Raw genomic sequence first — 22,021 nt, 5'->3', positions numbered from 1 at the left:
CTCAAGCAGGCTTAGAGGGGGCGTAAACCGCATCCTTGACCGATGCAAGATGTGAAGATCGAGTTCCCTCGCGCCCCGCGCTGTCCCGCAAACCTGAAGATAACGGCGATGCCGCTAGGTCGATGACGCGTCCGCCGGCTTTTCGGCCGCCGCTTCCGCAGCCTCCCGCTTCTCGCGCGCCAGACGTTCCCGTTCCTTGCTGCGCTCGATCAGCCGGGCCGACCAGATCGAGACCTCGTAGAGAAGGATCGTGGGAACGGCCAGGCCGATCTGGCTTATCGGGTCGGGCGGCGTCAGAATAGCCGCGACGACGAAAGCGATGACGATTGCCCATTTGCGCTTTTCGACCAGCGCCTCGGACGACAGCATGCCCACCCGCGTCATCAGGCTGGTCACCACCGGCAACTGGAACACCAGACCGAAGGAGAAGATCAGCGTCATGATCAGGCTGAGATATTCCGACACTTTCGGCAGCAGCGAAATCTGCACCTGGTCGTCGGTGCCGGCCTGCTGCATGGCGAGGAAGAACCACATCACCATCGGCGTGAAGAAGAAATAGACCAGCGACGCGCCCATCAGGAACAGGATCGGCGAAGCGATCAGGAACGGCAGGAAGGCGTTGCGTTCATTCTTGTAGAGACCGGGCGCGATGAATTTGTAGATCTGGGTGGCGATCAGCGGAAAGGCGATCACCATGCCGCCGAACATCGCCAGCTTGACCTGGGTGAAGAAGAATTCCTGCGGCGCCGTGTAGATCAGCTCGACCTTGTGCGGGTCGAGCCCTGCCCATTGCGTCGCCCATTTGAACGGGATGACCAGCAGGTTGAACAACTGCTTGGCGAAGAAGAAGCAGAACAGGAAGGCGACGAAGAACCCGCCGATCGACCACATCAGCCGCCGGCGCAACTCGATCAGATGCTCCATCAGCGGAGCCGCCGACTTGTCGATCTCGTCCTTTTCTGAAATGCTCACTTGGCGGCTCCCGCCGTCTTTTTGGCGGCTGTGGCCGGCTTCTTCACCGTTGCTGGTGCGGGCTTCGGCTCGGCCTTTTTAGCCGCGGTCTTTGTCACAGCAGGTTTTGCCGCTGGCTTCGCTGCGGCCTTGGAGGCCGGCATCGCTTTCGCTGGCGCGCCCTCCGTCTTCGCCGCCGAGGCCTTTGGCGATGCGGCCGGCGTCGCCGTCGCGACAGGCGGTGTCACCGAACCATCGGTCATCGCCGGAAACGTCGGCGCCGCCGGCGCCGCTTCCGGGGCATCGACGCCCGGCAGCACCGTCGCGCCATTGTTCAGCTCGGTATCCTGCGGCGTCGAAGCGGCGACCGGGTCTGCGGCCGGCTTCGGCTTCATCACCGCGTCGACGCCTGAACGGACGTCGGCCGCCGCCTGCTCGAACGGGTTGAGCTGTTTCCTGATCTCGGCGGCCGGGTTGAGGCTTCTGAGTGAATCGACCGACTTCTTCACGTCGTCAAGCTCGGCCTCCTTCAGCGCATCGTTGAACTGTTTCTGGAAGTCAGCTGCCATGCCGCGCATCTTCGCCGTCGTGCGGCCGAAAGTGCGCAGCATCTTGGGCAAATCCTTGGGCCCGACGACCACGATCATGACGATCGCGATCACCAGCATCTCGGTCCAGCCGATGTCGAACATGGCGATACGTTCCGACTAAAGTTTTGGGCTCAGCTCTTGCTGGCCTTTTCCTTCGCTGCCGAAACGGTTTCGTCGGCACGGTGCTCGACGGTGCGCTTGTCCTCGGCAACCTCGTCGTCGGCGATGCCCTTCTTGAAGCTCTTGATACCCTTGGCCATGTCACCCATCAGCTCGGGAATCTTGCCGCGACCGAACACCAGCAGCACGATCACCAGCACGATCAGCCAATGCCAAATCGAAAATGAACCCATAACAATCTCTCTCGAAAGTTTTCTCTGACGATGATCTATGCGCTTTCGCGCCGGGATTCAAACACAACCGCGACAGAGTTCATAAATGAGTGGCCGAAGTCATGCAGTTTCGGCGCCTCAGCCCGCTACCAATCGGCGCAGCCGTTAAATACCATCGCTTTCGGCACGTCGCTTGCGGTCAATCTTCCTCGACGCGCGGCGTCAACAGGCCGAGTTCCTCAAGGTCGATGTCGGTCAGCGGATCCTCGTCATCGGTCAGCACGTCCGGGTCGGCCGGCGGCATCGGAATGGAAAAATTCGACGGCATGCGGCCCGAAAGCAGCCCGGCACCCTTCAATTCCTCCATGCCTGGGAGATCGCGGATCTCCTCCAACGCGAAATGGTCGAGGAAGATGTCGGTGGTGCCGTAGGTGACGGGACGGCCGGGCGTGCGGCGCCGGCCGCGCATCTTCACCCATTCGGTCTCCATCAGCGTGTCAAGCGTGCCCTTCGAGGTCTCGACGCCTCTGATATCCTCGATCTCGGCGCGCGTCACCGGCTGGTGGTAGGCGATGATCGCCAGCACTTCGAGCGCCGCACGGGAAAGCTTCTTCTGCTGCACCGTGTCGCGGCTCATCAGGAAAGCGAGATCGCCGGCGGTGCGGAACGCCCAGGCATCGCCAACGCGCACCAGATTGACGCCGCGCCGCGCATAAATCTGCTGCAGTTCAGCCATCGCCGCGGCAATATTGATGCCGTCGGGCAGGCGCCCGGCAAGCTGCTTTTCGCTGACCGGCTCGGCGCTGGCGAAAACGATCGCCTCGGCCATGCGCACGGCCTCTGCCATATGCAGCCGCTCGCCAGGATTCTGGGACAAGTTCTGGGCCTGACTTTCTGCCGGCACCTCGGCGAGCACGCCGTCTTCGGTCTCGTCGTCGACCTTGAACGGAATGACCGAAGCGTTGGTGCGCTCGCTCATGATGCCACCTCAACTGCCCTGATGCCTTGCGCACGACCGCGCAGATAGAGCGGCGCAAACACCTCGTCCTGCCGCATTTCCATTTTGCCTTCGCGCACCAGTTCCAGCGTCGCCGCAAACGAACTGGCAATCGCGGTACGCCGCTCGTCCGGGTCGGTCAGATATTCGACCAGAAAACGGTCCAGCGCCGTCCAGTCGGCAAGCGTGCCGATCAGCCTGTTCAGGATGTCGCGCGCATCCTTGAGCGACCACACACCGCGCCTGGCGATCGTCACATTGGTGATCGCCTGCTTCTGGCGTTGCGCCGCATAGGCGGTCAGCAGATCGTAGAGCGAGGCCGAATAGGCGTTGCGTTTCTCGACGATGACCATTTCCGGCATGCCGCGGGCGAACACGTCGCGCCCGAGCCGATTGCGATTGACCAGGCGTGCCGCCGCGTCACGCATCGCTTCCAGCCGCTTCAACCGGAATTGCAGCACGGCCGCCAGTTCCTCGCCGCTTTCACCGTCGTCGCCGGGTTGCTTGGGGATCAAAAGCTTCGACTTGAGAAACGCCAGCCACGCCGCCATCACCAGATAGTCGGCGGCAAGCTCCAGCCTGAGGGCCCTCACCTTTTCGACGAAGGCCAGATATTGCTCGGCCAGCGCCAGGATCGAGATGCGCGACAGATCGACCTTCTGGTTGCGGGCAAGATGCAGCAGAAGATCGAGCGGGCCCTCGAAACCGTCGACATCGACGACCAGCGCGGGATCGCCGGTCAGCCGCGAATCGTCGTTCTCGGCCCAAAGACGGTCCATCGGTGCGGCCTTGCCGGCCTTGCTGTCCAACGTTTCCGCCACTTCCTGTCGCTTCCTTTGCTTCTAACTTCGTGTTTGACCGTGATCTGTTCCGAAAAACCGGCTCCCACCGTTCGGGATCATGGTCTAGGCCACCGCATCGAAATAGGTGGCGAATTCGGCGCGTATCTCGGTTTCATCAGCCCGATCGCGGTTCTTGATATAGGTCAGTGCCCGCTGCGCGCGTTGCAGCGACGTGCCTTCAAGCCCCGTTGTGCGCGACGCAATGCCGACCATCTCCTCGAAAACGCCGTTGCAGTGAAGGACCAGATCGCAGCCCGCCGCAAGGATCGCCGCCGCCTTTGTCGGGAAATCCCCAGAAAGTGCCTTCATCGAGGTGTCGTCGCTCATCAGCAGCCCGTCGAAACCGATTTCGCCGCGGATGATCTCGTCGATGACCTTGCCGGAGGTGGTGGCCGGGTTCTTCGGGTCGATCGCGCTGTAGACGACATGCGCCGTCATCGCCATCGGCAAATGATTGAGCTCCCTGAACGGGGCGAAATCATGCCGCTGCAAGTCGCTCATCGAGGCATCGACGGTCGGCAGTTCGAAATGCGTGTCGGCAAAGGCCCGTCCATGCCCGGGAATATGCTTCATCACCGGCAGCACGCCTCCCGACATCAGGCCCTCCGCCGCGGCGCGGCCCAGTTCGATGACGGCACGAGGCTCCTTGCCATAGGCGCGCGCGCCGATGACGTCGCTGGCGCCCTCGATCGGCACGTCGAGCACCGGCAGGCAATCAGCCGTGATGCCGTAGCGCAGCAGGTCGAAGGCATGCAGCCGCGCCATCAGCCATGCTGCGCGGTTGCCGGCATCGTGGTCGTTGCGCCACAAGGCGCCGAGCGCGCCACCGGCCGGATAATTCGGTGCCAGCGGCGGCCGCAGGCGCTGCACACGGCCGCCTTCCTGGTCGATGAACACCGGGGCGTCCGGGCGCTCGACACAATCGCGCATCGCGGCGACCAGATCGCGGATCTGCTCGGCCTCGCCGATGTTGCGGGCAAACAGGATGAATCCCCACGGGCATTCGCTGCGATAGAAACTGATTTCGTCGCGTGTGAGCGATTTCCCGGCGCAGCCAAGGATCATGGATTTTGATTCGGTCATGGGCGGGAGTTTAGAGCTTCACGCAGACAAAGGGAATCGCATCGAGCCACATCGCTCGGGCCGGAATCCCTTCCACACGAGGAACTCCTTCCACCATAGAAAACCGGCGCGGTCTGTGACCGCGCCGGTTCTTTCGGCCCAAGGGCGGGAGATTCGAAAATGGTTAGCGCGACACGAAACAGTTGCCGCCGGCAGCCTTGTAGTTGGTGCACAGGCTGATCGCATCGTTGCGCGACTTCGCCGGGACGCGAACGCGATAGAACGTTCCCTTGCCGGCGATCTCGGCCTTGACGATGTTGGCCGTGTGGCCGGAAAGCACGCTGCCATAGCGACGCTGCAGATCCTGATAGGTCGACTGGGCGCTTTCGACGGTCGGCTGCGAGGCGATCTGCATCGACCACGAGCCACCGCCGGTCGAGGCCGCCGCCGGACTGATGGACGCAACCTGGTCGGGCTTGACCTCACCGACGACGTCGACCGGCTGGTCGGACGGACGCTGCGGCGCCACCGGAACCGTGGCCGGCGTGTTGGCAGGCTGGTTGGTTTGGCCTTCAGCCTCAGCCGTGGGCACGGCGGCCAGATTGACTGCTTCCGGCGTGGCGGTTTCGGCCCGGTCGCCGGCCACTGGGTCGCTCACCGGGTCGCCGCCCAACAGGTCGCCACTTGCCTGGTCGGCAACAGACGCAACGGTACCGGTCTGCTCCGCGTCGCCGGCCTGACCCGCCGGGGCCACAAGCTGCGGCGCCGGATCGACAGGCTCGACGGCAGCCACCTGCGATGCAGCAGGCGCCGGATCCTCGCGCGCAACCAGTGAACCATCTGATTTGACCACCATGGTTCTCACCTTGCGTGGCGCAACGGCGACGACATCCGGATCGATGCCCTGCTCGGACTCTTGCAGAACCTGGGCGATACGATCCTCGGACTTGGGTGCCGGCGCGGCGGCATCGGCATTCCCGGCCGCTTGCGTGCCGCCGGCCGCTTGCGTGCCGCCGGCCGCATCGGCGGCTTCAGCCGTGTCGATGTCATCGGGCGAAAGATCGACCACACGGCTCTGCGGCGGTTCCTTGGCCGCCACGTCCACCGGCTCTTCGGCGTTGGTGACCAGTTTTTCCTGGACCGGTTCGGCAGGCCTCGCGCCCCCCTTGGCCACGGCGTCGTAAACCTTGTTGTCCTGGTTTGGCACGACGGTGCCGCCCGGGTTTTCCGGCCTGACCTTGATCGGTGCGTTGTCCGCCTTGACGATGACCGGCGCATCGGTGCCGCCGTTGCCGCCGAAAGACAGCGCGAAGGCGCCGAGACCGCCGGCGATCGCCACGGCGCCGACGACTGCGGCGACCAGCAGGCCGCGGCTCCGGGGCCTCGCGGCATTCTGCTCGGCCAGGCCTGGAACCGACATGGCCTCATCCAGTTCGGGGTCGTAGTCGAGTTCGTCCAGGGCAAAATCGTTGGCTTGCGCTTGCGAAACCGGCCGGCCGCTGGGCAAGTCGCCCAGATCGAAGCCGCTGGCGGCATCGGCGTAAGACGCACTGACGGGAGCTGCTGCCGGTCTCGCCGCATAGGTCCGCGTTTCAACGCGGTCGGGCTCATGGCCTGACTGGAACCCGGCCGCTGACTGGAACCCTGCCCTCGGCTGGGGTCCGGCCCCCGGCTTGAATCCGGATTTGTAGGATTCGTCGTCATACGCCGTGCTGCGCGCCGGGCCGGCAGCGACGTCCACGGCATTCATTTCCGAGAGAAGGTTGGCGAACTCGGTATCGAGATCGTCATAGGCAGGCGCCGGCGGTGCGTCTTCATTGACGTCGAGTTCCGGAATATCGAGGTCGTCCGCCAGCGCTACGACGCGCTCGGGCACATCGACCGTCTCGACCTCGGGCATCTCGTCATATGCAGAGGCTTGTTCGCTTTGCACTGGCGCAGGTGCCGCATTGGCGGCATCGTCTTCGGCCGGCTCATCCTGATAGGCCGGCTCATCCTGATAGGCCGGCTCATCCTGATAGGAGGGTGCCGCAGCGGTTGGCGGTGTCGTTGTTTCTGTGGTCGCCGAAGCCGTCGGCTGGGTTGCAAAGGCGGGTTGCGGCTGTGCCACCGGCGTCACGCGGCTCCACGAACGGGCCGGCGCAGGCGCGGCGGAGGGTGCCGTCATCCAGCTGAGCGAATCATTCGGATCCTGCTGTGGAGCGGTGGCCGCAACGTCATCGCCATGATCCAGACCGATGTCCTTGGCGAAGGCGGCGTGCAATGCATCGTCGTCGAAATCGATATCAGCCGGTCCGGCAGCTTCTTCAGCGCCGAAATCATGGCCCTCGAGCCCGTCGAGGAGAACGGTGTCGAGATCGGCGTCGGCGGCCTGGACCGCGTCTTCATTCGACTGCTCCGAAAGGTCTTGCTCGTCAAGGCTCCCGGCCAGTTCGTCGGTGGGATCCACTGGTTCGTCGGCGGCTTCTCCAGCCGCGGCTACAGGTTGCTGGACCATGGCGGCCGCGGACGCTGCCACCGGGGCAGCCCGTGCGCTCATGGTGCCCAACAGCGCGTTCAATTCGTCTTCGAGGCTCCGCTCCTCAGCGACGGCGGCTGGCGCCGTCGGTTCGGCTGCAACGCCGGGGGCCTGAGTAGCCGGCTTCTCGGCTTCATCGGCAAGCGTGTCGTCGAAGCTCAATTCAAAATCGTCGTCCAACGCATCTTCCGGGGTCGCGGCGGAAGGCTCGTCGTCGTTGGCGGCGATAGAATCCGGCTCGTCAATTTCTGGCTCGTCGACTTCGACCGGCTCAGCCGTGCGAATGTCGAAATCCATGTCGACGTCAGGCATGGTGTCGTGGTCGGCAAAGTCCTCGTCGGACGCATCCGAAACGGCCCAAACAGCCGCAGCGGGAGCCTCGATAGCGGCCTCGATCGGCTCATGCTCGTCGAGCGTCAGCTCGTCTTCGAGCGAGCTTGCGACGGCGTTGTCGAATTCATCGTCGAACGCGGGTTCGGCGGCCGGCGTGGCGATGTCGGCGGCTTCGGCAGCCTGCTCCACCTGCACGGGCTCGTCGAGCGTCAGTTCGTCTTCGAGCGAGCTTGCGACGGCGTTGTCGAATTCATCGTCGAAGGCGGGCTCAGCGGCCGGCGCGGCGGTGTCGGCGGCGGTATTCTGTTCGTCCGTCGCATCGTCGTCCAGCCGGAAATCCTGTTCGAGCGACGCAGAGAGTTCGTCGTTTACCGGCAAATCGTCTTCGAACGGCGACACGTCTTCGAGCGAACTGGCGATCGCATGGTCAAAATCGTCGTCGAACGCCGCTTCAACAGCCGGCGCGGATACTTCGGCAACACCGGAACCCAGGTCGGCGGCGGCAACGGCATGGGCAGTTTCGTCCGCCGTGTCGTCGTCCAGCCGGAAATCCTGTTCGAGCGACGCGGCAAGCTCGTCGTTCCCAAGCTCGTCGTTCCCAAGCCTGTCGTCCACCGGCAAGTCGTCTTCGAATAGCGACACGTCTTCGAGCGAACTGGCGAGCGCTTCGTCGAAATCGTCGTCGAAAGCAGCTTCAGCAGCCGAGGGAGTTCCGGCAACGCCAGAGCGCACATCGTCGGCAGCAATGGCAACGGCGGTTTCGTCTACCGCATCGTCGTCGAGCAGGAGATCCTGTTCGAGCGACGCGACAAGCTCGTCGTCGATTGGGTCAGTAGCAGCCGCGTCGAAAGCCGGCTCGCGAAGCTCGGCTGCGCCGTCATTGGCGTCGCCGCCGAATTCGCCCATCAACTCCTTCTCGAGGTCGATGCCGAAATCGCCGTCGTCCGCTGGCTGACTTGCTGCAGCCGCCGTCGACTGGGCCTGCGGCTTGACCGGCTGGCGCGGGTCGAAGCCCATGATCCTGGTCAGTTCCGCGAACGGATCATCGTTGGCGATATCGTTTTGGGCGGCTGCTTTCAGCTGGGTTCTGTCTGCCATTATTGTTCCCGAACTCGCACTCATTCGGACGCCGTTGACGTCGCGCAGGGTTGGCCCTTACCAGCGCAATGTGGGCAAAAGGTGACAGGTTTTTTAGTCAAACCTAACGCATTTCGGTGGGCGCATCGGCTCCGATCAGCGTCAGGCCGGACGTCAAAACGTCCGAAACAGCCTGCACCAGCCCTAGTCTGGCATGGGTCAATTGTCGGTCGTTAACCTTAACAAAACGTAAGTCGGGATTTTCGGTGCCGCGGTTCCAATGTCCGTGGAAGCTGGAGGCGAGATCGTAGAGGTAGAATGCCAGCCGGTGCGGCTCGAGCGCAAGCGCCGCGGATTCGATCAGCCGCGGATATTCGGCAAGCTTCCTGATCAGGCCGATCTCGCCTTCGTCGGTCAGCGAAGCGGTGGCGGCGGCCAGCCGATTGCGGTCGAAATTGGCCTCGCCCAGCTGTTCGCTCGCCTGCCGGAACACCGAATGGCAGCGCGCCGAGGCGTACTGGACGTAGAACACCGGATTGTCCTTCGACTGCTCGGTCACTTTGGCGAAGTCGAAATCGAGCGGCGCATCGTTCTTGCGGTAGAGCATCATGAAGCGGATCGGGTCGCGACCGACCTCCTCCACCACTTCGCGCAGCGTTACGAAATCGCCCGACCGCTTCGACATGCGCACCGGCTCGCCCTCGCGAAAAAGCTTTACCAACTGGCAAAGCAGCACGGTGAGCTTCACCTCGTCGCCGGAAATCGCCCGGGCGAGCGCTTCCAGGCGCTTCACATAACCGCCATGATCGGCGCCAAGCACATAGATCAGCTCGACGAAACCGCGATCGACCTTGTCCTTCAGATAGGCGACATCAGCGGCAAAATAGGTGAAAGTGCCGTCCGACTTGACCAGCGCCCGGTCCATGTCGTCGCCGACCGCTGTCGAGCGGAACAGCGTCTGCTCGCGATCCTCCCAGTCGTCCGGCTTCTCGCCCTTGGGCGGCGGCAGCTTGCCCTTGTAGATATGGCCCTTGAGGGTCAGGTCGTTGATCGCCGAGCGGATTTTCCGGGCGTTGTCGGCGTGCAGGGTGCGCTCCGAGAAAAAGACGTCATGATGCACATTGAGCAGCGCCAGATCCTCACGGATCATTGCCATCATCGCGTCGATCGTCCTGTCCTTGACAATGGCAAGCGCTTCCTCATCCGGCATCTGCAGCAAGGAACGGCCAAATTCGCTTACCAGAGCCTGGCCGACCGGCACGAGATAGTCGCCTGGATAGAGCCCGGCAGGAATCTCGCCGATGTCGTCGCCGAGCGCCTCGCGGTAACGCAGCATGGCGGAGCGGCCGAGCACGTCGATCTGCGAACCAGCGTCGTTGATGACATACTCCTTGATCACGTCATAACCGGCGAAGGCCATCAGATTGGCGAGCGCATCACCCACGACCGCGCCGCGGCAATGGCCGACATGCATCGGTCCGGTCGGGTTGGCCGAGACATATTCGACATTGGCCTTCTTGCCGCCGCCAACGGTCGAGCGGCCGTAATTGCGGCCTTCGCCGAGCAGCGCAGTCAGATGCACCTGCCAGAACGCGTCCTTGAGCCTGAGATTGACGAAGCCCGGACCGGCAATTTCTGCAGCGGCGATGTCCGGGTCGGCGCGCAGCGCTTGCGCCAGCCTTTCAGCCAGTACGCGCGGCGGCTGGCCGGTCGGCTTGGCCAGCACCATTGCCGCATTGGTCGCCAGGTCGCCATGGCTGGCGTCGCGCGGCGGCTCGACGGCGACGCGCGACAAGTCCAGCGAACCGCCGTCTTTGTCTTTCAAATCAAGCGCTTCGACGGCCTTTATAATTCGCGCGTTGAAATCGGCGAAGATGTTCATTGGTGTGGCCCTGGCTCTGGCGGCTTTGCGGGAATCCGGTCTATTGGCCGGCAAAATCGAGCCCCGCCTAGCTTAATTCAGGCGTATGGTCAAACAAACGGCGGTGTTCCTTCAAAGCGTAGGTATCCGTCATGCCCGCCAGGAAATCGGCGACGCTGCGCGCCTTGATGCGATCATCAGCCCGGTCGAGCCCTTCGCGCCAGCCATCGGGCATGGCGCGCGGATCGGCGAAATAGACCTCGAACAGGTCGTTGACGATCTGCTCGGCCTGGTTGCGCACGCGCACAACTTCGCTGTGTCGATAGAGATGCTTGTAGAGAAAGGCTTTCAATTCCTCTTCGAAAGCGGCCATTTCGGCTGAAAAGGTCACCATCGTCTCGCCTGCCGCCCTCACCGTGTCGGCGCTGTCCGGCTTGATGCGGGCCAGATTGGCGGTGGTGGAGACGATGACATCCTCGACCATCATCGTGATCTGCCGGCGCATCAGTTCGTGCCCTGTCCTCACATCGTCCAGCGCCGGATAGCGCTGACGCACGCCGTCGAGGATCGAGCCGGGCAGCGAAACCTTTTCCAGCATGTCGAGCTTCAGAAGGCCCGACCTCAGGCCGTCATCGATGTCATGGCTGTTGTAAGCGATGTCGTCGGCGATCGCCGCGCACTGCGCCTCGATGCCGGCGAAGCGGTCGAGCTCGAGGTCGTGCAGCTCCGAATAGTCGCGGATCGCTTGCGGCACCGGCCCCTTCAGCCCTTTTCCGCTGGCGTCGGTCAGCGGTCCGTTGTGCTTGACCAGCCCCTCCAGCGTCTCCCAGGTGAGGTTCAGCCCGTCGAATTCGGCATAGCGGCTCTCCAGCCGCGTCACCACGCGCAGCGACTGTGCATTGTGGTCGAAGCCGCCCCAGGCCGCCATCTTCTGGTTCAGCGCATCCTCGCCGGTATGGCCGAAGGGCGTGTGGCCGAAATCGTGCACCAGCGCCACCGCCTCTGCCAGGTCCTCGTCGCCGCGCAGCGCCCGCGCCAGGGCGCGCGCGATCTGCGCCACCTCGATCGAATGCGTCAGCCGGGTGCGGTAATGGTCGCCCTCATGCGCGACGAACACCTGCGTCTTGTGCTTCAGCCGGCGGAAGGCCGTCGAATGGATGATGCGGTCGCGGTCGCGCTGGAACGGCGTCCGGGTCGGGCTCTCCACCTCGTCGAACAGCCGCCCGCGCGACTTTGCCGGATCGCAGGCATAGGCGGCGCGCGGCCGATAACCAAATCCGATGTCGCCCAACTCATTTGTCATCGCCCCAACCGATTTCCATAACCCCAACCAATTTCCATAGCCCCGCCAATTTCCATAGCCTACGCCGCAGTTGACTTGCCCCCTCGCGCTTCATACCTATCATGTGAAACCGAAAGCAAGGTGACGCCCATGGGCGCTGATGCCAAGACCGCCATGAAAGTCGAGATGACCGACGCCGCCGCCAGGCGGATTGCCAAGATTGTGTCTGGCGAAGCCGGCAAGACGGCGCTGCGCGTTTCGGTCGAGGGCGGCGGCTGTTCCGGCTTTTCCTACAAGTTCGACCTGGTCGACACCCGCAACGATGACGACGTCGCCATCGAGAAGGACGGCGCCACCGTGCTGATCGATGACCTCTCGCTGGTCTATATGGGCGGCTCGGTGATCGATTTCGTCGACGATCTGATGGGCCAGTCGTTCCAGATCAGGAACCCGAATGCGGTCGCCTCGTGCGGCTGCGGCACCAGCTTCAGTATTTAGAGAATGCCTGCCATTAGCGCGGTCCGTCAGGTCGCGCTTTCAGCCGGGCGCGATCTCGATGCAACGCTGGCGTTCTGGCAAGACGTGCTTGGCATGGCCGTGCACGTGCGCTTCGATCCGCCTGGCATCGCCTTCATCATGGCCGGCGATGTGCGGCTGCTGTTCACCGATGGCCTGCCGGCCGGCACCGTCTATCTCGACATTTCGGGCCTTGACGATTTCCACGCCTCGGCAAAAGCCGCCGGTGTCCCCTTCACTGCGCCGCCGATGCTCGTCCACCGCGATACCGAGGGCCTGTTCGGGCCGGCGGGGGAAAGCGAATGGATGGCCTTCCTAAAGGATCCGGCAGGCAATACGATCGGCCTCGTCGAACGCCATCCGCCCGAGCAGCAATGAGGCCGTCATGAAAATCGTCACCTGGAACATCAATGGCGTTCGGGCCCGTATCGGCAATTTGACCCACTGGCTGACGGAAAGCGCGCCCGACATTGCCTGCCTGCAGGAGATCAAGACGGTCGACGAGCAGTTTCCGCGGGCCGAGATCGAGGCGCTTGGCTACAACGTCGAAATCCATGGCCAAAAGGGTTTCAACGGCGTCGCCATCCTGTCGAAGCTGCGCTTCGACGAGGTCATCAGGGGCCTGCCGGGCGACGATGCCGACGATCAGGCGCGTTTCATCGAGGGCGTGTTCTCGACCGACAAGGGCGCGTTGCGCGTTGCCTCGCTCTACTTGCCGAACGGCAACCCGATCGATGACGAGAAGAAGTTCTCCTACAAGCTGTCCTGGATGGCGCGGCTGGAGCGCTGGGCCGAGGAAAGGCTCGTGCTCGAAGAGGCGCTGGTGCTGGCCGGCGACTACAATGTCATCCCCGAACAGATCGATGCGAAGTTTCCGGAGAACTGGCTCGGCGATGCGCTGTTCCAGCCGCAGACCAGGCAGGCGTTCCGCCGGCTGAAGAACCTCGGCTTCACCGAAGCCGTGCGCGCGGTCACCGACTCGCCGGACATTTTTACGTTCTGGGACTATCAGGCCGGCGCCTGGCAGAAGAACAACGGCATCCGCATCGATCACTTGCTGCTCTCGCCCGAGGCCGCCAATCGCTTTTCCTCGGCCTCGATCGAAAAGCATGTGCGCGCCTGGGAAAAGCCCTCGGATCACGTGCCGGTCGCCATCGAACTGGGTTTTGCGCCAATCTGATCATTCGGGGCCCGAACCGCCGGATTGCCGGTGGATGGACCGTCATATCGCCACAATCGGGGTTTCCGCTGCAATCCGGGTTCGGCCGGGGTTCAGGATGACGATCAGGTTTGCGATTTGCCCATGTGCCGCCGCGCTCGCCCTCGCGGCAACGTCGGCGTTTGCCAATCCTGCATGCCTGGCCAACGGAACATCATTCCAGATCGGCCAGGTCGCCTGCCTGACGCTTTCCGGTCGGAGCCATCTCGCCCGCTGCGACATGGTGCTCAACAACACGTCATGGACAAGGATCCGGAACGATTGTCCTAAAACCAAGCTGGCGCCGCCAGCCACGCCGATTTCAACGCCGGAGTCCGGTCCCGTTCCGACGCAACCGACCGAGAATTGATCTCGACTTTTCGAGATCCCCACTCTTCCTGGCTATTGACCCAGCCTTTACTGGCTGTTGGCTTCGTGCTGGTTTTACCGGTCGCCGCCACCCTTGGTGAGGATGTCGTCGGCCAGCGAAATCGCGGTGCGGCGGTCGGCCTCGCCCGCGGCGGCAAACGCCTCTTCCTGCATGCCGCGTATCCATGGCTGGTCGGAAGGCGCGGCCCGTTCAAGCGCCGCGGTCATCATCGCCAGCCCCCGAACGATCTTGCCGCTCTGGAAGAGCAGGTGGCCGAGCGTCGCCTGCGCGCCGGCATGGCCCTTTTCCGCAGCGAGTTGGAACCAGCGTCCGGCCTGCTTGATGCTCGCCTTGACGCCGCCCTTGCCATTCAGGAAGATCTGGCCCATCTCGAACTGGGCATTCGGGTTGCGGTAGTTGGCGGCGGCGCGCATGTAGTACTCCTGGGCCGCTACCTCGTTCTCTTTGATCGGGCTGCCGGGGATGCCCTTCCTCAGATAGTCGCCGAGCGCCACGAGCGCATCCGAGACATAGCTCTCTTCCGGCGAACCGGGCTCGACGTCCTGGTCGACGATCTCGCTGAAGAACTTGAACGCCGCGTAGTCGTCGCGCTCGACGCCGTCGCCCTCGGCATACATGCGCGCAAGCTTCCAGGTGGCGCCGATCTGGCCGTTTTCGGCCGCGTATTTATAAGCCTCCGCAGCCTGCTCCTTGCGGCCGTTCTTGTAGGCGGAGAAGCCGAACTGGAACACCGCCCACGGGCTCGACTGCGGCTTCACGCCGGTCTTGTCGTCGAACACCTTGTCATCGAAGGCCATGGCCTGGCCCGCGGCGCCCAAGGTCGCGCCAAAAGTGGCGATCGCGACCAGTGCCGAAAAGACAGACAGCCTCAGCAACTCAGATATCCGCATAACAATGTGTTTCTCTCGCACCACCGGGATGGGTGACCGCCCCGTCGCGGGCAGGCCCTACCGTCTGTGCATATTTCCAGATCGCGCCCGACTGATAGTCGGTCGCGCGCGCCTTCCATGCCTTTGCCCTGGTCGCCAGTTCGGTGTCGGACAGCGCCACCTCGATGGTGCCGTTCACCGCGTCGATCGAAATCAAGTCGCCATCCCTGAGCAGCCCGATCGGGCCACCCACGGCGGCTTCCGGCCCGACATGGCCGATGCAGAAGCCGCGTGTCGCGCCCGAAAAACGCCCGTCGGTGATGAGAGCCACCTTGCCGCCCATGCCCTGGCCATAGAGAGCCGCCGTCGTCGATAGCATTTCGCGCATGCCCGGACCGCCGCGCGGTCCCTCGTAGCGGATCACGAGGACCTCGCCTTCGCTGTAGCTGCGATCCGTAACCGCCTGGAAACATTCCTCTTCCGAATCGAAGCAGCGTGCCGGGCCAGAGAATTTAAGCTCCGACATGCCCGCGACCTTCACGATCGCGCCTTCGGGGGCAAGGTTTCCCTTCAAGCCCACGACGCCACCCGTTCGGGTGATTGGTCGGTTGGCGGGACGGACCACATCCTGGCTATCATTCCAGGCAACGTGCTCCATATTTTCGGCTAAAGTGCGGCCGGTCACGGTCAGGCAGTCGCCATGCAGATAGCCGTGGTCGAGCAACGTCTTCATCAAGAGCGGAATGCCGCCGGCCTCGAACATGTCCTTGGCGACATATTTGCCGCCCGGCTTCAGGTCGGCGATATAAGGCGTCTTCTCGAAGATCCTGGCGACGTCGAACAGGTCGAACTTTATCCCCCCCTCATGCGCGATCGCCGGCAGATGCAGCGCCGCGTTGGTCGAGCCGCCGGTGGCCGAGACCACGGTCGCCGCATTCTCCAGCGCCTCCAGAGTGACGATGTCGCGCGGGCGGATATTTTTTGCGATCAGCTCCATGATCTTTTCGCCGGTGGCGAAATTGAAGCGGTCGCGCATCTCATAGGGCGCCGGCGCCCCGCAGGAATAGGGCAGCGCCAACCCGATGGCCTCGGCGACGGTGGCCATGGTGTTGGCGGTGAACTGGGCGCCGCAGGAGCCGGCCGACGGACAAGCGGCTTGCTCGATTTCGAGGAGTTCGGCGTCGCCGATCGTGCCGACCGAGTGCTGGCCGACGGCCTCGAACACATCCTGCACGGTGATCTGCCGGCCCTTGTAGGAACCGGGCAGGATCGAGCCGCCATAAATGAAGATCGACGGCACGTTGAGCCGCACCATGGCCATCATCATGCCGGGCAGCGACTTGTCGCAACCGGCAAGGCCGACCAGCGCATCGTAGCAATGGCCGCGCATGGTGAGTTCGACCGAATCGGCGATGACCTCGCGCGACACCAGTGACGATTTCATGCCCTGGTGGCCCATGGCGATGCCGTCCGTGACGGTGATGGTGCAGAATTCGCGCGGCGTGCCGCTAGCCGCGGCAACGCCCTTCTTGACCACCTGCGCCTGGCGCATCAGCGAGATGTTGCAGGGTGCCGCCTCGTTCCAGCAGCTGGCGACGCCGACCAGTGGCTGCGCGATCTCGGCCGCCGACAAGCCCATCGCATAGAGATAGGAGCGGTGCGGCGCACGCGCCGGACCGACGGTCACATAGCGGCTGGGCAGCTTGGCCTTGGAGATGACTCTGGCGTTCATTCTCTTCCCTTGCCGCGAGCGGTGCGACCTGCCCCATAGCCGAGCCTTTTGGCATGCCTGGGACGCATTCGAGGTGCGCCGGGTTTATGGCGGGAAGTAGGCAATGTCGGCGGGCGCGGTTGTGGCGCGAGGGTTGTTCAGAAACTGTTGCCAAAACATCACGATCGCGTGAGGCAGAGGGAAGCGGGGTCGTTGCAATGACGGAGCAATGCCATCAGCTTGGGACCACCGGCCAGAAGGCCCACTCAACCAAAAAGGCCGGGCATTGCCCGGCCTTTTTATCGTTTAATTTGAGTAACCTACCACTTGACCTTGAAGGAAGCTGAAAGGGCGGTCACGAGATCGTCGCCGAAATCGTATGAAACGTCTGTGCCGTGAGGAATTCCGTCCTCGTCAGTGACCACTCCGACCGAACCACTGGTCAGGATGCCGATGGCACCGCCAAAGCGGAGTTCGACGTTTTTGGTGGGCGAGAAAGACGCGCCGGCACCAACCGTCCAGGTATCGGTTTGGGTGCTCAAGCCCGTGGTCGTTCCGCGATCCCAGGTAAGCGTCGCTGCAGCGCTCCACTGATCGTTGAACTTGTGGCCGATACCGCCGGAGACGGTCCATCCGTCGCGATAGAGCAGATCCAGAGACGTGACGAAGCTCGGGCCTCCGAAGGTGCAGCCAACCGGAGCGCCGACAGCGCAGAAATTGACAATCTGCAGCACACTCCAGTCGACCCACTTCACCGACCCGAAGGCAAGCCAGCCCGGAGCAATACCCGACTGGACCTTGAACTCGACCGACTGCGGCATGCTCGCCGTACCGATCACAGGAATTACACCCCGGCCAGGGACCTGTGTAAGATCGACGTCCCCGGTCACGTCTCCCAAATCAACTTCGCTGTTGTAGACCAAGCTGGCACGGAGCGCGATTTCCGGAATCTCATAAGCGGCGCCGATGCGCCAGCCAACCCCGTTGCCTTCGAGGTCGATCCGACCTACGCCGGTGAAGGGTACGGGAAAGCCGGTAAAATCCTGGACCAGCCGCTCCTTGAAGCCACTGATATCCTGGTAGAACACACCGCCAATGAAGCGAAACTGGCCTTTGCCCGCATCCATCTTGTAGGAGCAGGTGGCTGCAAAATTTTCGCTTTCGATCTTGGTTTCGATATTGCTGTTGGCACCTGCCCAATTCAGACCGGGGGCCGAATGGATCCCCCAAGGCTGTGAATAATCGCCCATGCAATCGAGGTGGTCCCCGACTCCGACCTTAATTCCCATGCGGGGGACAAAATAGCTCTCCGAATCATCGGCAGAACCGGACCGAGAGTTCAAATCGCCACCGCCACGACCAGTAACGGGCGGTGGAAATGCGCTACTTGTATCCGTGTCTACGGCATTCTTGATCTTCCGTTCCGGCATCACATAAGTGCCCGAAAGCTCTCCGGCGACAGGCGCCGGATCGAAAAGCAGGTCGATGTTGTAGCCGCCGCGCTCAAGGCCGCCGGCATGCGCCGTCCCGATCAAAGCCAGCGAAAAGCACCCCGCCCCCAGCAGCGCTTTCCGACGCAAATTGTTCATGAATGTCCCTCCCCTAGTACGAATGGACTAAGCTAGAACCAATTCGAGTTAACGGCGCAACAACGAATTCTCGATGCGTACATGTACGCCTTCGCCGACCGCATTTCAGACAAAGTGACAGCTCCACAGCAAAGCCGGAAAACGGCTTGTTTGGCGGCAAATCGAGCAAAAACTCGGAAAAACGCACATGGAACGGCGCCAAAACCGCCCGTTTTGCGGCAACTGAGCCCATTGTTACATTATGGCAACAATGGGGCTAAAACATTCCGTTTACGTCAAGATTTACGCTGCGGAATGCCTATTTTTCGTGCAGCAAGCCGCCCGAAAAGCGCGGTCGCAGGACTCGCGAATCCTGAGCATCAGGCGCCCAAGAAGCGGAAGACGGTTTGGCAAATCCGCTCCTCCGCCAATTCGGTTCTCAAATACCACAGATGGGTCAACCGGCTTCGCGCACGCGTGTCAGCGCCACCGAAAGCTTCTCTTGCGCCTCGCGATACTCGGCGAGTTTTTCGCGCTCGGCTTCGACGACATCGTCTGGCGCGTTGGCGACGAATTTGTCGTTGGACAGCTTCTTGTGCAGGCGGGCGATCTCTTCGGTCACCTTGACCAATTCCTTCTGCAGCCGCGCCGCCTCGGCGGCAAGGTCGATCAGGCTGCCGAGCGGCAGGCAGATGGTGGCTTCGTTGAGCACGATCTGGGCGGAGCCCTTGGGCGCCGTATCGACAAGCGAGATGTCGCCGACCCGCGCCAGTCGCTTGACGGCCGATGCCTGACGCTCAAGCCTTTCGCGGGTTGCGGTATTGGCGCCGATCACCATCAGCGGCGCGATCGCCGCCGGCGGCACGTTCATTTCCGAACGCACGGAGCGGATGCCTGAGACCAGGTCGATCAGCCAGTTGATGTCGGCGGCCGCTGCCTCGTCCTCGAAGTCGGGCGACGGCCACGCGGCATGGCAAAGCAGCGACGGCCGTTGCTTGCCCTCACCCGATGTCTCAGCCCACAGCTCTTCGGTCATGAACGGCATCATCGGATGCAGCAGCTTGTAGATCTCGTCGAGCACGAAGGCGACGCAAGCCCGGCTCTCGGCCTTGGCTGCCTCGTCCTTACCCATGAAGACCGGCTTCAGCAGTTCCAGGTACCAGTCGCAGAACAGGTTCCAGACGAAGCGGTAGGCAGCAGTCGCAGCCTCGTTGAACCGGTATGAGGTGATGCCGTCGGTGATTTCGCGCGCCGCGCGTGTCAGTTCGGTCAGGATCCAGCGGTTGACCGCCAGCTTGGCGTCGTTCAGCCAGAAATCGTCGTTTCTCGCGACGTCGTTCATCTCGGCAAAACGCGTCGCGTTCCACAGCTTGGTGCCAAAATTGCGGTAGCCGGCGATACGAGCCGGATCGAGCTTCACGTCACGCCCTTGCGCGGCCATCACCGTCAGCGTGAAGCGCAGTGCGTCGGCGCCATATTCGTCGATGAGATCGAGCGGGTCGATTACGTTGCCTTTCGACTTCGACATCTTCTGCCCGTTCTTGTCGCGCACCAGCGCATGGACATAGACGGTGTGGAACGGCTCCTCGCCCATGAAATGCAGGCCCATCATCATCATGCGAGCGACCCAGAAGAAGATGATGTCGAAGCCGGTTACCAGCACGTCGGTCTGATAGTGGGTCTTCAGCTCCGGCGTCTGGTCCGGCCAGCCGAGCGTCGAGAACGGCCACAGCGCCGACGAAAACCATGTGTCGAGCACATCCTCGTCGCGGATCAGGATCTCGCCCGGCTTGAAATTCTCGAGCTTGTCCTCGACCCAGGCCTTCCACGGCCCTTCCAGCGCCAGATAATATTCGATTGCGGCGGCGAGCGCCTCCTCCTCGGTCTTCTCGACGAAGATGCGGCCGTCCGGCCCGTACCAGGCCGGGATCTGGTGTCCCCACCAGAGCTGGCGCGAAATGCACCAGGGCTGGATGTTCTCCATCCAGTCGAAATAAGTCTTCTCCCAGTTTTTCGGCACGAACCTGGTGCGGCCCTCGCGCACCGAGGCGATCGCCGGCCTGGCGAGCTCCGCCGCGTTCGCATACCATTGTTCGGTCAGGAACGGTTCGATCGGCACGCCGCCGCGATCGCCATGCGGCACGGCATGGCGATGCGGCTCGACCTTTTCGAGGAAGCCGCCCGCCTCCATCAGCTCGACGATCTTCTTGCGCGCGACGAAACGATCGAGGCCGTTGAGCTCATCCCAGACGGCCTGACGCTCGGGCGTTACCTCCAGCCCGGCGAGAAACTCGTCATTGTCGGTGAGGGCGACCGCCGCCTCGACGGTGAGGATATTGATCGCCGGCAGTTTGTGGCGCCTGCCGACCTCAAAATCGTTGAAGTCATGCGCCGGCGTGATCTTGACCGCGCCGCTGCCTTTCTCCGGATCGGAATATTGGTCCGCCACCACCGGGATCTTGCGGCCGACGATCGGCAGGACGAGGTTCCTGCCGACCAGATGCCGAAAACGCTCGTCGTCGGGATGCACCGCCACCGCCGTATCGCCCAGCATCGTCTCGGGCCGCGTCGTCGCGACGGTGATGAAGGTTTTTGGATTTTCCGGATCGAAAACCTCGCCCTCGACGGGGTAGCGGAAATGCCAGAGATTGCCGTTGACCTCCTGCTGTTCGACCTCGAGGTCGGAAATCGCAGTCAACAGCTTCGGGTCCCAGTTCACAAGGCGCTTGTCCTTGTAGATCAGGCCTTCCTTGTAGAGGGTGACAAACACTTCGAGCACCGCCCTGGACAGACCCTCGTCCATGGTGAAACGCTCTCGGCTCCAGTCGGCCGAGGCCCCCAGCCGCTTCAGCTGGTTGAAGATCGCGCCGCCGGATTCGGCCTTCCACTCCCAGACCTTCTCGATGAACTCATCGCGCGTCAGGTCGCGTCGGTGGATCTGCTTCTCCATAAGCTGGCGCTCGACCACCATCTGGGTGGCGATGCCGGCGTGGTCCATGCCGGGCTGCCACAGCACGTTCTTGCCGCGCATGCGCTCGAAGCGCACCAGAATGTCCTGCAGCGTGTTGTTGAGCGCATGGCCCATATGCAGCGAACCGGTGACGTTCGGCGGCGGGATGACGATGGTGAAGGCTTCCGCGCCCTCCTCGGCGCCTGCGCCGGCACGAAACGCGTCGGCCTCCTCCCAGACTTTGGCGATCTTCGGCTCGACGATTTTTGCGTCGTAGGTTTTTTCGAGCATGGGAAGGCGTCCGGGCTGTCGGGTTTTTGCTGGTCCGGTGTAAATCGGAAGGTTTTGGCCAAGTCAACCGCAAGCGAGCGGCAGACGGCCATGCCAGCAAATAGCGCCTGGGCAGATCGGGGCAACTTGCAGAAGTGAGCGTCGCAGGGCAATCGCTTAGAGGCTTGCGCTGCCCCTCATTGCCCTGCCGGGCATTTCTCCCCGTATAGTGACGGGGAGAAAGACACATCGCAAAAGATTTCGCCAATTTCCAGCGTTGCAGAAAGTGCGCCAAGGTTGCGGCCAGCCCCTTCTCCCCGTCCCTATACGGGGAGAAGATGCCGGTGTCCGAACCGGATAGATAGGTAACAGAATGGACTGATTGCATGGGTGACAGTTTTCTCCTTCGCCGGGAGGACCGGCGATGGTTTGGCGAGAGACTGACATCATGGATGAACGACTTCGGTTTGTTGTGGAGTGCCTGGCGGGTGATGAGACGATGACGCAGCTGTGTGCTGACTTCGGGGTGTCGCGCAAGATCGGCTACAAATGGCTGGGACGGTACCGGGAGTTCGGCCCGGAAGGTCTGCATGACCGGCCGCGGGCGCCGCTCAATCATGGCCGGGCGACGGCAGTGGATCTGGTGGAGCGGATCGTTGCGGCGAAGGAGGCACACCCGCTGTGGGGGCCGAAGAAGATCATG

17 protein-coding genes are annotated in these 22,021 nt (G+C 62.7%); 4 read left to right on the top strand and 13 right to left on the bottom strand.

Annotated features, from left to right (window positions below):
* Positions 1 to 114 precede the first annotated feature (114 nt).
* The 9 genes from tatC to BLT09_RS22610 all read right to left on the bottom strand — a co-directional run bounded on the left by tatC (position 115) and on the right by BLT09_RS22610 (position 11,866).
* Positions 115 to 924, bottom strand: a complete 810-nt coding sequence (gene tatC, locus BLT09_RS22650) for a twin-arginine translocase subunit TatC (RefSeq protein WP_051407946.1) — start codon at positions 922 to 924, stop codon at positions 115 to 117.
* A 44-nt stretch (positions 925 to 968) separates the two neighbouring features.
* Complete coding sequence (tatB, locus tag BLT09_RS22645) at positions 969 to 1,643, bottom strand: Sec-independent protein translocase protein TatB (protein ID WP_091596921.1); 675 nt, start codon at positions 1,641 to 1,643, stop codon at positions 969 to 971.
* Between the two features lie 29 nt (positions 1,644 to 1,672).
* On the bottom strand, positions 1,673 to 1,894 hold the full coding sequence (locus BLT09_RS22640; RefSeq protein ID WP_023802572.1) for a twin-arginine translocase TatA/TatE family subunit: 222 nt from the start codon (positions 1,892 to 1,894) through the stop codon (positions 1,673 to 1,675).
* A gap of 178 nt (positions 1,895 to 2,072) precedes the next feature.
* Positions 2,073 to 2,852: an SMC-Scp complex subunit ScpB gene (scpB, locus tag BLT09_RS22635; protein WP_091596919.1), complete on the bottom strand. Its 780-nt coding sequence runs from the start codon at positions 2,850 to 2,852 to the stop codon at positions 2,073 to 2,075.
* Positions 2,849 to 3,649, bottom strand: coding sequence for a segregation and condensation protein A (locus BLT09_RS22630; protein ID WP_091597197.1), 801 nt, complete (start codon positions 3,647 to 3,649; stop codon positions 2,849 to 2,851). Before BLT09_RS22630 ends, scpB begins: the two co-directional genes overlap by 4 nt.
* Positions 3,650 to 3,775: 126 nt before the next feature.
* A complete protein-coding gene (gene nagZ / locus BLT09_RS22625) occupies positions 3,776 to 4,795 on the bottom strand; it encodes a beta-N-acetylhexosaminidase (RefSeq protein ID WP_023802575.1) in 1,020 nt (339 codons plus the stop codon).
* A gap of 163 nt (positions 4,796 to 4,958) precedes the next feature.
* Positions 4,959 to 8,723 carry an SPOR domain-containing protein gene (locus tag BLT09_RS22620; RefSeq protein ID WP_091596916.1) on the bottom strand — a complete coding sequence of 1,255 codons (3,765 nt, stop codon included), beginning with the start codon at positions 8,721 to 8,723 and terminating at the stop codon, positions 4,959 to 4,961.
* A 103-nt stretch (positions 8,724 to 8,826) separates the two neighbouring features.
* Complete coding sequence (argS, locus tag BLT09_RS22615; protein ID WP_091596914.1) at positions 8,827 to 10,584, bottom strand: arginine--tRNA ligase; 1,758 nt, start codon at positions 10,582 to 10,584, stop codon at positions 8,827 to 8,829.
* 67 nt (positions 10,585 to 10,651) lie between these two features.
* Complete coding sequence (locus BLT09_RS22610; protein ID WP_091596911.1) at positions 10,652 to 11,866, bottom strand: deoxyguanosinetriphosphate triphosphohydrolase; 1,215 nt, start codon at positions 11,864 to 11,866, stop codon at positions 10,652 to 10,654.
* Positions 11,867 to 11,995: 129 nt separating this feature from the next.
* Between BLT09_RS22610 and erpA the strand changes: the two genes are divergently transcribed.
* From erpA to xth, 3 genes are read left to right on the top strand one after another with little or no spacing between them, the layout of a single operon-like run.
* Positions 11,996 to 12,343: an iron-sulfur cluster insertion protein ErpA gene (gene erpA / locus BLT09_RS22605; RefSeq protein WP_006335221.1), complete on the top strand. Its 348-nt coding sequence runs from the start codon at positions 11,996 to 11,998 to the stop codon at positions 12,341 to 12,343.
* A gap of 3 nt (positions 12,344 to 12,346) precedes the next feature.
* Complete coding sequence (locus BLT09_RS22600; RefSeq protein WP_091596910.1) at positions 12,347 to 12,739, top strand: VOC family protein; 393 nt, start codon at positions 12,347 to 12,349, stop codon at positions 12,737 to 12,739.
* A gap of 7 nt (positions 12,740 to 12,746) precedes the next feature.
* Entirely contained in the window at positions 12,747 to 13,541 is a 795-nt protein-coding gene (xth, locus tag BLT09_RS22595) for an exodeoxyribonuclease III (RefSeq protein WP_091596908.1), read from the top strand.
* Between the two features lie 462 nt (positions 13,542 to 14,003).
* Here the strand turns inward: xth and BLT09_RS22585 are convergent, their stop codons facing one another.
* From BLT09_RS22585 to BLT09_RS22570, 4 genes are all read right to left on the bottom strand, one after another.
* A complete protein-coding gene (locus BLT09_RS22585) occupies positions 14,004 to 14,840 on the bottom strand; it encodes a tetratricopeptide repeat protein (protein WP_023802582.1) in 837 nt (278 codons plus the stop codon).
* A complete protein-coding gene (gene ilvD / locus BLT09_RS22580) occupies positions 14,827 to 16,551 on the bottom strand; it encodes a dihydroxy-acid dehydratase (protein ID WP_091596904.1) in 1,725 nt (574 codons plus the stop codon). Before ilvD ends, BLT09_RS22585 begins: the two co-directional genes overlap by 14 nt.
* 299 nt (positions 16,552 to 16,850) lie before the next feature.
* Positions 16,851 to 18,119: an OmpP1/FadL family transporter gene (locus BLT09_RS22575; protein WP_091596901.1), complete on the bottom strand. Its 1,269-nt coding sequence runs from the start codon at positions 18,117 to 18,119 to the stop codon at positions 16,851 to 16,853.
* 436 nt (positions 18,120 to 18,555) lie between these two features.
* Positions 18,556 to 21,339, bottom strand: coding sequence for a valine--tRNA ligase (locus tag BLT09_RS22570; RefSeq protein ID WP_091596899.1), 2,784 nt, complete (start codon positions 21,337 to 21,339; stop codon positions 18,556 to 18,558).
* A gap of 403 nt (positions 21,340 to 21,742) precedes the next feature.
* Between BLT09_RS22570 and BLT09_RS22565 the strand changes: the two genes are divergently transcribed.
* Positions 21,743 to 22,021: helix-turn-helix domain-containing protein (locus BLT09_RS22565; protein ID WP_139172653.1), on the top strand; the 279-nt coding region annotated here is incomplete at its 3' end.

The organism is Mesorhizobium muleiense (assembly GCF_900099905.1).
Taxonomy (GTDB): domain Bacteria; phylum Pseudomonadota; class Alphaproteobacteria; order Rhizobiales; family Rhizobiaceae; genus Mesorhizobium; species Mesorhizobium muleiense.
The sequence above is the reverse complement of the archived record's forward strand: the minus strand, read 5'-3'. Positions and strand labels throughout refer to the sequence as shown.